The sequence below is a fragment of the Dactylosporangium sp. CA-139066 genome, from assembly GCF_050936175.1.
Classification (GTDB): domain Bacteria; phylum Actinomycetota; class Actinomycetes; order Mycobacteriales; family Micromonosporaceae; genus Dactylosporangium.
Genome location: NZ_JBNJNH010000001.1, coordinates 4,971,227 through 4,982,486 on the forward strand (window position 1 = coordinate 4,971,227; position 11,260 = coordinate 4,982,486).

The 11,260-nt window shown below is 73.4% G+C and carries 12 protein-coding genes; 4 read left to right on the forward strand and 8 right to left on the reverse strand.

The window, feature by feature from the left end; translation table 11 throughout:
* Positions 1 to 1,731 carry a glycoside hydrolase family 15 protein gene (locus ACQEVU_RS22770; RefSeq protein ID WP_433326671.1) on the forward strand — a complete coding sequence of 577 codons (1,731 nt, stop codon included), beginning with the start codon at positions 1 to 3 and terminating at the stop codon, positions 1,729 to 1,731.
* A 54-nt stretch (positions 1,732 to 1,785) separates the two neighbouring features.
* On the opposite strand, the gene ACQEVU_RS22775 is transcribed toward ACQEVU_RS22770, so the two are convergent.
* Positions 1,786 to 2,976: a hypothetical protein gene (locus tag ACQEVU_RS22775; protein ID WP_433326673.1), complete on the reverse strand. Its 1,191-nt coding sequence runs from the start codon at positions 2,974 to 2,976 to the stop codon at positions 1,786 to 1,788.
* Here ACQEVU_RS22775 and ACQEVU_RS22780 point away from each other — a divergent pair.
* Positions 2,954 to 3,217, forward strand: coding sequence for a hypothetical protein (locus tag ACQEVU_RS22780; RefSeq protein WP_433326675.1), 264 nt, complete (start codon positions 2,954 to 2,956; stop codon positions 3,215 to 3,217). The genes ACQEVU_RS22775 and ACQEVU_RS22780 overlap by 23 nt on opposite strands.
* 124 nt (positions 3,218 to 3,341) lie before the next feature.
* Complete coding sequence (locus ACQEVU_RS22785; protein ID WP_433326677.1) at positions 3,342 to 5,303, forward strand: family 43 glycosylhydrolase; 1,962 nt, start codon at positions 3,342 to 3,344, stop codon at positions 5,301 to 5,303.
* 5 nt (positions 5,304 to 5,308) lie between these two features.
* Here the strand turns inward: ACQEVU_RS22785 and ACQEVU_RS22790 are convergent, their stop codons facing one another.
* Genes ACQEVU_RS22790 through ACQEVU_RS22820 form a run of 7 tightly spaced genes read right to left on the reverse strand, consistent with a single transcriptional unit; the run spans position 5,309 to position 9,360 of the window.
* Complete coding sequence (locus ACQEVU_RS22790; RefSeq protein ID WP_433326679.1) at positions 5,309 to 6,880, reverse strand: complex I subunit 5 family protein; 1,572 nt, start codon at positions 6,878 to 6,880, stop codon at positions 5,309 to 5,311.
* Position 6,881: 1 nt separating this feature from the next.
* On the reverse strand, positions 6,882 to 7,223 hold the full coding sequence (locus ACQEVU_RS22795; protein ID WP_433326681.1) for a sodium:proton antiporter: 342 nt from the start codon (positions 7,221 to 7,223) through the stop codon (positions 6,882 to 6,884).
* Positions 7,220 to 8,056, reverse strand: a complete 837-nt coding sequence (locus ACQEVU_RS22800) for an MnhB domain-containing protein (protein ID WP_433326683.1) — start codon at positions 8,054 to 8,056, stop codon at positions 7,220 to 7,222. The genes ACQEVU_RS22795 and ACQEVU_RS22800 overlap by 4 nt, the downstream gene beginning before the upstream one ends.
* Positions 8,053 to 8,325, reverse strand: coding sequence for a hydrogenase subunit MbhD domain-containing protein (locus ACQEVU_RS22805; protein ID WP_433326685.1), 273 nt, complete (start codon positions 8,323 to 8,325; stop codon positions 8,053 to 8,055). The genes ACQEVU_RS22800 and ACQEVU_RS22805 overlap by 4 nt, the downstream gene beginning before the upstream one ends.
* Positions 8,325 to 8,627: a monovalent cation/H(+) antiporter subunit G gene (gene mnhG, locus ACQEVU_RS22810; protein ID WP_433326687.1), complete on the reverse strand. Its 303-nt coding sequence runs from the start codon at positions 8,625 to 8,627 to the stop codon at positions 8,325 to 8,327. Before mnhG ends, ACQEVU_RS22805 begins: the two co-directional genes overlap by 1 nt.
* A complete protein-coding gene (locus ACQEVU_RS22815) occupies positions 8,624 to 8,884 on the reverse strand; it encodes a monovalent cation/H+ antiporter complex subunit F (protein WP_433326689.1) in 261 nt (86 codons plus the stop codon). Before ACQEVU_RS22815 ends, mnhG begins: the two co-directional genes overlap by 4 nt.
* Positions 8,881 to 9,360 carry a Na+/H+ antiporter subunit E gene (locus tag ACQEVU_RS22820; RefSeq protein WP_433326691.1) on the reverse strand — a complete coding sequence of 160 codons (480 nt, stop codon included), beginning with the start codon at positions 9,358 to 9,360 and terminating at the stop codon, positions 8,881 to 8,883. Before ACQEVU_RS22820 ends, ACQEVU_RS22815 begins: the two co-directional genes overlap by 4 nt.
* A gap of 131 nt (positions 9,361 to 9,491) precedes the next feature.
* Here ACQEVU_RS22820 and ACQEVU_RS22825 point away from each other — a divergent pair, with 131 nt between their 5' ends.
* Positions 9,492 to 11,255: a thiamine pyrophosphate-dependent enzyme gene (locus ACQEVU_RS22825; RefSeq protein ID WP_433326693.1), complete on the forward strand. Its 1,764-nt coding sequence runs from the start codon at positions 9,492 to 9,494 to the stop codon at positions 11,253 to 11,255.
* Positions 11,256 to 11,260 lie beyond the last annotated feature (5 nt).

The following is an 11,260-nucleotide window of genomic DNA, read 5'->3' on the forward strand; positions in this document are numbered from 1 at the left end:
GTGCCGCACGTCCTGCGGGACCTCGCGTTCCTCGGCGACGGCCGGCGCGGCGCGGTGCTGGGCCCGAGCGGCGACATCGGCTTCCTGTGCGTGCCCGACTGGCACTCGCCAGACGTCTTCGCCACGCTGCTGGGCGGCCGGGGGCAGTACACCGTCACCCCGGCCGACCCGCACCACACCTGGGGCGGCTTCTACGAGCCGGGCACGCTCATCTGGACCAACCGCTGGGTCACCCGCGACGGCGTCGTGCACTGCCGCGACGCCCTCGCGTTCCCCGGCGACCCGCACGGCCCGATGCTGCTGCGCCGCATCGAGGCGGTCGAGGGCGACGCCGTGCTCGACGTGAGCCTGGACGTGCGGGGCGGCTTCGGGCGCTACCGCGGGCAGGCCCACCGCCACCGCGACGGCTCCTGGACCGGCCGCTGCGGCGCCCTGCGGTGGCGCTGGTCCGCCCGGTTCGGGGTGCGCGCCGGCGACGACGGCGTCCTGCGCGGGCGGCTGCGCGTCCCGGCCGGCTCCCGCTACGACCTCGTGCTGCAGATCGCCGACCGCGACCCGGACCCGCAGGAGGCCGACCCGCTCGCCGCCTGGGAGCGCACCGAGGCCGCCTGGCTCGCCGAGCGCCCCGAGCTCGACGGGCTGCCGGCCGCGCGCGACGCCGCGCACGCGGTCGCGGTGCTGCGCGGCATGATGCACCCCGGCGGCGGCATCGTGGCCGCCGCGACCACGTCGGTGCCGGAACGCGCCGAGCAGGGCCGCAACTACGACTACCGCTACGCCTGGCTGCGCGACCTGTGCATCACCGGCCACGCCGCCGCGGCGGCCGGCGTCGACGGACTGCTCGACGGCGTGGTCCGGTTCGTTGCGGCCCGCCTCAACGAGCACGGCCCGGCGACCGCCCCCGCCTACACGGTGACCGGCGCGCCCGTCCCGGACGAGCGCCCGGTGCCGGGCCTGCCCGGCTACCCCGGCGGCGTCGCCATCACCGGCAACCACGTCAACGACCAGTTCCAGCTCGACATGTTCGGCAACGCGCTCGGCCTCTTCGCCGCCGCCGCCCGCGCCGGCCGCCTCGACGCCGGCGCCGAGGCCGCGATGCGCGCCGCCGCCCGCACGATCGCCGAGCGGTGGCGCCACCCCGACAACGGCATCTGGGAGCTGGCGCCGGCCCGCTGGACCCAGTCCGGCCTGACCGCCGTCGCCGGCCTGCGCGCCGCCGCCGAGGCCGCCCCCGAGCGCATCGGCGCCGCGGCCGCGCGCGACTGGACGGGCCTGGCCGACCGCATGGCCGCCGATCTGGCCCGCCACCACACCCACCCGTCGGGCCGCTGGCAGCGCGCCCGCGACGACCCGCGCGTGGACGCCGCGCTGCTGCTGCCGCCGCTGTTCGGCGCCCTCGACGACGCCGACCCGCGCTACCGGGCCACCCTCGCCGCGGTGGCGGCCGAGCTCACCGAGGACGATCTCGTGTACCGCTACCGCCCCGACGACCGCCCGCTGGGCGAGGCCGAGGGCGCGTTCCTGCTGTGCGGCTTCGCGCACGCCCAGGCCCTGCACCGGGCCGGCGACACCGTCGCCGCGGTGCGCGTGTTCGAGCGCAACCGCGCCGCGTGCGGGCCGCCCGGGCTGTTCGCGGAGGAGTACGACGTCCGCCAGCGCCAGCTGCGGGGCAACCTCCCGCAGAGCTTCGTGCACGCCATGCTGCTGCAGGCCGCCTGCGTCCTGCGGTGAGCCGCGACGGCGAGGGCCCCGGTAGCCGGGGGGCCTCGCCGCCGGCGGCCGGGGCTACCTGCCGTCCTTGCCGCCCTTGCCCTCCTTGCCGTCGCTGTCCTTCTCGAGCTCCGGGATGTCGTAGGTGCAGAACCAGCGGACCCGCTTCATCAGGTCCTGCCAGGTGAAGCGCATCGGCCAGTAGGCGTAGTCCGCCAGCTCCGACTCCTCGGCGTCGCTGCCGTTCTTCGGGTTGTCCCAGCGGGCCAGGTCCCCGCTGCCCTGGGCGGTACGCGGGTCGGCCAGCGTCACGCCGCCGGGCCGCACGTCCAGCACCGCGAAGTTGTGCTGGCTGCTCATGCCGGGGGCCGTGATGGCCGCGCCGCGCCCGGCGGCCGCGCGCACGAACTGCTCGACGGTGGCGGCGGTCGGCCGCTGCCCGCCGGGCCCGGAGTTGGTCAGGCTCAGCGTGTGGCCCTGCTTCGCGTAGATGCCGAGCGCCCGGAACACCAGGTCCTCATGGATGTCGAAGTGCTCCAGCTTCCCGTAGCCGCCCCAGAGCGTGGCCAGGGCCTTCTCCAGGACCGCCGGCCAGAGCGGGAACGTGACCGCCGGGCCGGGCCTGCGCCCGCTGGAGGCGTACCGGGCCACCCGGTCCGTGGCGTCGCCGGCGATGGCGGTCGGGAAATAGTCCGAGACGAAGACCTGCCGCTGCGTGATGCGCCGGCCGCCCTGCGCCGTCCCGGGGGCGGGCACGTCGAGGAGGGACACGAGGTAGCCGCCGGCGACCGGCGTGATCTTGCTGCGCAGGAAGTCGGGGCCGCCCCTGACGTCGGCGATCGCCTGCAGCGACGACATGGTCCGGCAGTCGCCGGGAGAACCCTGTCGTACGTCACGCGGGCTGATCTCGGTGCCGAACAGCTGCCCGGCGTAGCGGGCGTAGAAGACCTCCGTGATGTGCTTCGTCAGCACGTCGGGCTCCTCGTGGCCGAGCCGCATGACGCGCAGCGCCTCGGCGCGGTCGACGACGACCTGGCGCGCCGAGGTGCCGCCCGGCGCCACGATCGTCACCGCGAACGAGGCGCCGGTGACGACGCGCGCGTCGAGCTCGATGAGGTCGAACTCGGCGGCATGGCCGTGGGGGGTTTCGGTCGGTACGCCGGTGATCCGGGTGCCGGCCGGAACCCGCCACCGCCCCACCTTGACCGCCGTGAACGCGGGCGGCGCGGGTGCCGGGGGCAGCGTGGGCGCGGGCGTCGACGTCACCGATGACGACGATCCGCTCGACATCGACGAGCCGGAGCCCGAGGTCGTGGGCGTGGTGGTGGTCGTGGTGGTCGTCGTGGTGGTGGTCGTGGTCGGGCGGGGCGGCGGCGGGTACGAAGGCGGAGGCTTACGGGCGCTGGGCTGGGTCATGGCTGCTCCTCGCCTGTCGGTCGGCGGACGCCGGCTGCGGTCCGTCGGGATCGGCGGGGATGACCGGCCCCGGCGGCACGCAGATACGTGATACCGCGCGTCGGCTATCCGACGGTCCAGGTTTACAAAACCTATCCATTGCTATTGATGCGCCCGGCTCCTAGCCTCCTCTTAGGACGAACGATTGGAACGTTTCATCCGCCAGTGGAGGATCCATGCGCCGAGTCGTCGCCGCTCTCGCTGTCCTGGCCGCCGCCACCCTCGCGTCCCTCAGCACGCCGGGCCGGGCGGACGCGGCCTACCAGACCACGGTGACGAACTTCGACGCCGGCGGCCATCAGGTCGTCCGCCTGGACACCCGCGGCAACGCGGTCGACGCCCACGACGGGCACATTGCGCTGTTCGACGGCCTGTACCACCTGTACGGCACCAGCTACGACTGCGGCTACCGATGGCAGCGGGCCGGCACGCCGTTCTGCGGGTTCAAGGTGTACACCTCCTCCGACCTGGTGCACTGGTCCGATCGCGGCTATCTGTTCGACCCCACCACCGCGACCTGGCAGACCCGCTGCAACGGCAACACCTACGGCTGCTTCCGGCCGCACGTCGTGCGCAACGCCTCGACCGGCCAGTACGTGCTGTGGATCAACGTGTACGACAACAGCGTCGGCTACCGCGTCTTCACGTCCCCCTCGCCGACCGGCCCGTTCACCGAGGCCGCCGTGCCGACGCTGGCCGTGAACAACAACGCGCCCGTCGCCGGGGTGAACAACGGCGATCACACCGTCTTCGTCGACGACGACGGCACCGCCTACCTGGCGTACACCGACTGGCGCTCCTCCGGCGACATCGTCGTCGAGCGGCTCAACGCGTCCTACCTCTCCGGCACCGGCAGCTACACGCGCCTGCACCAGTCCGCGACCGAGGCGCCCGCGCTGTTCAAGCGCAACGGCACGTACTACATCACGTACTCCGACCCGAACTGCGGCTACTGCGCCGGCACCGGGACGTCCTACCGCACCGCCGGCAACCCGCTCGGGACGTGGTCGGCCGCCACGAAGATCACGACGAACTCCTGCGGCGGGCAGCCCGCGTTCGTCTCGGCGATCCCGACCACGACCGGCACCGCCTACCTGTACGCCAGCGACCTGTGGAACAACGCCGACCCCAACGAGGCCCTCGCCAACGCCTACTGGGCGCCGCTGGAGTTCGGCGCCAACGGCGCGATCGCCCCGATCACGTGCCAGGCCTCGTTCGCGCTGGCCCTCGCGACCGGCGCGGCCGGCGCCCAGCAGCCCTCGCCCGAGCTGGACCAGTCCGGCGGCGTGGACGGATACCAGTCCTGGTGCGACATCGGCCGGAACATCGCGCGGGTCCAGACGTTCGTCGCCGGCCGCACCGGCACCCTCACCTCCGCCTCGTACACCACGTACCAGCAGGGCAACCCGGACGCCGGGCTGCAGATCGCGATCTACCAGGCGAACGCCTCGTTCCAGCCGACCGGCGCCGCGTTGTACAGCACCGTCCTGCCGGCCTACTCGATCGGCTGGGCCCCGAGGGACGCGACGGTGTACCCCAACATCCCGGTGACCGCCGGCACCCGCTACGGCATCGTCGTGAAGTCGGCCAACACCACCGGCTGCTACGGCATGCTGCACAACGACGCCGCCCCGTACCCCGGCGGCGGCCAGGGCTACAGCAGCGACGGCGGCGCCACCTTCCGCGCCGAGGCGAACCGGACGACCCGGTTCGCGACCACCGTCAGCGCAAGGGCCGCGCTGCCGGCCGGCCCGGTTCCCGCCGGATGGACCCGCTGCGCCGGCGAGCACGGCCTCTGCACGCTCACCGCGCCCTCGGTCGTGGCCTACGGCGCCGGGACGCTGGTGTACCAGACCGCGCCCGCGGGCACCGTGCCGTGCACGAGCGCGGCGTTCGGCGCCGATCCCGCCTACGGCTCGCTGAAGTCCTGCTACGCCGCCCCCATCGGCGGGCCGTCCGGATACACGCGATGCGCCGCGGAGAACGGCACGTGCACCGTCAGCGGCACGCACAGCGTCGCCTACGGGGCCAACGGATCGTTCGCCTACCGCACCGTCACCGGCTCGGCCGCCTGCACCAACGCCACCTTCGGCGACGCGTTCTACAACGTCGTCAAGGCCTGCTACATCGGCCCGTAGCCGGCTCAGCCCAGCCGGACGGCGGCGAACACGACGATCAGGCCGGCGGAGAGGTACAGGGCGTAGTCGTTCACCGAGCCGGTCGCGACCACTGCCAGGCGGTCGCGCAGGCGGGGTGCGCGCGGGCTCACCATCGACGCCAGTGCGATGCCGGCCGCGACCGTCACCCCGGTGAAGAGCAGCTCCACCGGGTCGGCCCAGTCGAACGCCACCGGCGTCGCCACGCCGGTGGCGACGCAGGCCAGGGCCAGGGTGCCCAGCGCCACCGCCATGCCGGGGCGCAGCCGCTCGTCGCGGGCGAACTGCGGGTCCTGCGTGCGGGCCCACATCGCCCGCACCGCGCGGGTCAGGGCGGCCACCGTGGCCACCTGGGCGACGAGCACCGCCGTCAGGGCGACCGTCTGGTGGCTCGAGCGCAGCGCGGCGTGCAGCAGACCGAGCGAGACGTAGCCGTTCAGCGGCGGCACGCCGGCGATCGCGGCCACGCCGACGATGAACAGCAGCGCCAGGGCGGGGGAGCGGCGGCCGGTGCCGGCCAGCTCCGCCAGCTGCGTGGCGCCCGTGGTGTGGACGATCGCGCCGGCGACCAGGAACAGCAGCGCCTTGAACAGGGCGTGGCTGACCAGGTGGTACAGCGCGGCGTCCCGTGAGACCGCCAGGCCCGCGGTGACGATGCCGATCTGCGAGATCGTGTCGTACGCCAGCAGCCGCTTGAGATCCTCCTGCACCGCGGCCGCGAAGGCGCCGAACAGCGCCGACGCGCAGCCCACGACCGTGAGGACGCCGGAGGTGGGCAGGTGGGGCGCGGCGGCCGTGACGCGGACGATGCCGACGACGCCCAGGTTCACCATCATGCCGGAGAAGAGGGCGCTGATCGGGCCGGGGGCGGCGGTGTGGGCGTCCGGCAGCCAGCCGCAGAACGGGATCAGGCCCGCCTTCGTGGCGAACCCGGCCAGCAGCAGGGCGACCGCCGCCGCGTCGAGCACGCTGGGCCGCGCGGCGAACGCGCGCTGCAGCTGCGGCAGGTTGACCACGGCGTGGGCCTGGTACAGCAGCGCGGTACCGATGAAGATGAAGAAGCCGGCGATCGACGTCAGGACGATGATTTTGAACGTCGCCTCCAGCGCGTGCGGGCGCTCCAGGAAGAAGCCCGTGAGCGCGTAGCTGGCAAGGCCCGCCACCTCGAACCACACGAACAGGTGCAGCAGGTCGGCGGTCAGGGCGGCGGCGATGACCGCGGCGATGAGCAGCAGCGACAGGCAGGCGTAGCCGCCGAGCTCCCGGCGGCCCAGCTCCTGCATGCCCGACAGGGTGGCCAGCAGGGCCAGCGTGCCGACGACCGACGCGGCCAGGGCGACGGTGAACCCGAAGCGGTCGGCGACGTACTCGATGCCGATCACCGGGCCCCAGCCGCCCAGGTACGTCGGGCCGGTCCGGCCGGCCAGCGCCAGCACGACGCCGGAGGCGGCCGAGGCGAGCACCGCGACGGCGAGCGCGAGCCGGGCCGACCACCTCGCCAGCAGCGGGGCCAGCACGCCGCCGGCGATCGGCACGAGCACGGCCAGCGGCAGCGCCACGTCAGCCGCGCAGGTCGCGGATGCGCCCGGCGTCCAGCGTGCGGTGGTGCTGGGCCAGGCGGACGACGACGGCGAGAAACACGCCGGTGATCGCCACGCCGATGACGATCGCCGTGAGGCAGATGTTCTGCAGCATCGGGTCGGCGAAGCGGCGGTGCGGCGGGTTGATCAGGACGGGGGCGGTCGAGCCGGCGCGGTACGCCATGGACAGCAGCAGCAGGTAACCCGACGCCTCCATGAGCGACAGCCCCATCACGATCTTGATGATGTTGCGGCGGGTGAGCACCGTGTAGAGGCCGAGCCCGAACAGGGCGGCGGCGGCGAGGTAGTTGGCCACGATCACCAGTCATGGCCCATCGTGAGCAGCGCGAAGACCGCCAGGATCAGGCCGGTGCCGACCTCGAGCAGCTCGCCGAACGAGAACGCCTGCAGGATGCCGCCGCTGAGGATCGTCTGCGGCGTGCCGAGCGGCAGGAAGTTCGCCGAGATCGAGCCGGCCAGCGGGAGGCCGAGCCCCATGACGGCGAGGATCTCCAGGCCGCCGGCGAGTTCGGCCGGCTCCATGACCTCGGGGCGGATGAGCGGCTGGACGCGGCGGTAGCCGACGGACACGTACGCGAGCAGCGCCACGCCGAGGGCGACGGCGCCGCCCGGGAACCCGCCGCCGGGGGAGTAGCCCCACGCGACGAGGTACATCCCGGCCACCGCGAGGACGGGCGCCACCACGCGTACCCCGCCGCGGACCACGACGCTCATCCCCGCCCCTTCCGGGGGCTCGGGCGCCTCGCCGATCTCGGCCGCCTCGGCCCGCAGCGCCTCGCGCTCGGTGACGGTGGTGCCGTGCTCGCCGACGGGGACCCGGCGCTGCTCGCGGCGGCCGGCGGCGGCCTCGCCGACGTAGCCGTGCCGGGGCTCGCGCCGCCGGGTCAGCAGGGCGATGCCGACGACGGCGGCCAGGAGGATGAACGTCTCGCCGAAGGTGTCGAAGCCGCGGTACCCGTACACGATCGCGGCCACCGGCTCGGTGCTGTGCCAGTCCGGCAGCGCCCCGTCCAGGGCCCGGCGGGCCAGCAGCGGCAGGCCGGCGTGCTCGCGCGGCGTGACCCAGGCCGCCGCGCCCAGCAGCAGCGTGACGAGCCCGGCCACGAGCAGCCCCAGCCGCGGGCGGTGGGTCATGACGCGTCCTCGCCGAGTTCGGGCTCGTCGCTGACGGCGGTGCGCAGCTTGCTCAGCGCGATGAGGTACATCGTCGGCAGCGCGATGGCCCCGACCACGATCTCGGCGTGGGCGTCGTCGGGGGCGCCGAGCAGCACGAACAGCAGCGACAGCACCAGACCCAGCGCGGAGAGCGCCATGACCGAGCCGTTGAGGTTGCGCAGGCGCACGACGAGGACCCCGGCGGTCAGGATCAGCGCGAGGGCGACGTAGTCGGCGACCCAGAACATCAGGAGTCCCTGCGCCACATCGGCACGCCGGCCCTGGTGGCGGCCCGGGCCAGGGCGTGCGCGGCGACCGGGTTCATCACCAGCACCAGCACCGCCACCAGCAACGCCCGCGACGCGTAGACGCTGTCGACGCCCTCGGCGACGACGACCGCCACCAGGGTCGGCAGCACGCCGAGCGTGACGGTCTTCGAGGACGCCTGGATGCGCAGGTACGTGTCCGGCAGCCGCAGCACGCCGACCGCCCCCGACAGGGCGGTGACGAAGCCGAGCCCGAGCAGGACGTACACGATCACGGTGGTCACAGCAGTCCCCGTTCCAGGTAGCGGGCCCACACCAGGGCGCCGAGGTAGCTGAACGAGCACAGCCACAGCGCGGTGTCCGTGTAGATCGCCCGCCCGGAGACGACGGCGAATGCGAACACGGCCAGGCTGAGCTGGGTGGACATCATGTTCAGGGCGACGATCCGGTCGCAGACGGCCGGCCCGGCCCCGACCCGGACCAGCAGCAGCCCGCACACCAGCAGCTCGGTGACGCCGGCGAGCCAGAACGCCGTCGTCATCGGCGGGTCACCGCCAGCACCCGCGCCTCGATCGCGCGGTTCACCGGGTCGTCGGCGCCGACGGAGACGACGTGGAAGCGCAGCCGGTGGCGCTGCTGGTCGACGTCGACGAGCTGCGAGTTGACGATGAGCGACGTCAGCAGCCCGACCGCGGTCAGCTCGGCGTCGGTGCGGGCCTGCGTCGGGGTCGTGAGCATGCCGCTGGGCGGCCGGCCCGGCGTCCAGATGCGGCGGGTCAGGTCCAGGTTCGCCCGCACCACCCGCCACGCGACCGCGGCCGACAGGGCGAGCAGCGGCGGGATGCGGCGCGGGAGCAGCAGCCGCCACGGGCCGGCGACCGGGCCGAGCGGCGCGCAGGCGAGCGCCGCGATCAGGCTCACGATGACGCCGGCGGTGATCTGCTCGGCCGTCGCCGTGAACGACAGCAGCGTCCACGTCAGCTCGGCCCAGCAGAACAGGGCCACCACCCGCGACACGTCTGGCCGCGTACCCCCGCACGCCCCGGGCAAACCGGGCGAACCGCAACGTGGCGCTGGGCGGTTGGGAGAAGGCTGCGAATTGCCCGTGGCCCGCGTATGACGGCGGCGGCGGGGTAACGGCTTCAAACATGGGTGACATCACGTCAGAGGTTCTGATTTCCCGGCTCGCCGAATGGGGTGTCGACACCGTGTTCGGCATTCCCGGTGACGGCATCAACGGCATCATGGAGGGCCTGCGCCGCAACAGCGACAGGGTCAGGTTCGTCCTCGTGCATCACGAGGAGGCGGCCGCCTTCATGGCCACCGCCTACGCCAAGACGACCGGCCGGATCGGCGTGTGCCTGGCCACCTCCGGGCCGGGGGGCATTCATCTGGCCAACGGGTTGTACGACGCCAAGCTCGACCACGTGCCGGTGCTCGCGATCACCGGGCTGCAGGAGTCGAGCGTGCTGGGCACCCGCTACCAGCAGGAGGTCAACCTGGACCGGCTGTACGAGGACGTGGCCGAGTACAACCAGATCATCATGAACCCGGCCCAGCTGCCGACGCTGGTCGACGTCGCGATCCGCACCGCCTACGCCCGCCGCGGCGTGGCGCACCTGACGATCCCGAACGACATCCAGGTCGCGCCGGCCAACAAGGACCCGTACACGACGGTCGCCCCGGTCAGCCCGCCCTCGAGCGCGCCGATCTACCTGGCGCCGGCCGTGCGGCCCCGCGACGAGGACCTGCGCGCCGCCGCGGACATCCTCAACAGCGCGCAGAAGGTCGGCATCCTGGCCGGCATCGGCGCCCGCGGGGCCGGGCCGCTCGTCGAGCGGGTCGCCGAGGTGCTCGGCGCGCCGATCGTCAAGACGCTGTCGGGCAAGATGGTCGTGCCCGACGACTCGCCGTACGTCACCGGCGGCCTCGGGCTGCTCGGCACCCGGCCGAGCGAGGAGCTCATGGACGACATCGACGTCCTGTTCATGCTCGGCACCAACTTCCCCTACACGAAGTTCCTGCCCAAGCCCGGCACGGCGAAGGTGGTGCAGATCGAGATCGACCCGACCCGGGCCGGCACCCGCATCGCCACCGACGTGCCCCTCGTCGGCGACGTCGGGGCCACCCTGGAGGCGCTGCTGCCGCTGCTGCAGCCCAAGAGCAAGGAGCATCTGCGGCGGTACCAGGAGATGGTCCGCGACTGGCGCGAGCACATGATCGCGCTGGAGTCCCCGGACCGCGACCCGATCGCCCCGCAGTACCTGGCCCAGCAGCTCGACGAGCTGTGCACCGACGACACGATCCTCACCTGCGACTCCGGCACCATCGCGACCTGGGCCGCGCGGCACTGGCAGATCCGCGGCCGCCGCGAGTTCTACCTGTCCGGCACCCTGGCCACGATGGCGCCCGGCCTGCCCTACGCGGTCGCCGCCCAGTACGCCCACCCGGGCCGGCAGGTGGTGGCGTTCGTCGGCGACGGCGGCTTCGCGATGCTCATGGCCGACTTCAACACCGCCGTGCGCTACGGGCTGCCGATCAAGGTCGTGGTGAACAACAACAACGCCCTCGGCCAGATCCTGTGGGAGCAGATGGTGCTGGGCTACCCCGAGCACGGCGTGCGCTTCGGCGAGCCGGCGCCCGACTACGCGGCGATCGCCCGGGCCTGCGGCGGCTACGGCGCCCGCGTGGACAAGCCCGGCGATCTGGCCGGCACGCTGCGCGACGCGTTCGCGCACCCGGGCGCGGCGCTGGTCGACGTCGCCGTCGACCCCAACGAGCCGCCGCTGCCGGCGAAGGTCACCTACGACCAGGCGAAGAAGTTCGCGGCGGCGTTCCTCAAGGGGCAGCCGCACAAGGCGTCGATCGCCACCACCCTGTTCAAGGACAAGATCCAGCAGCTGAAGGGCTGAGCCAC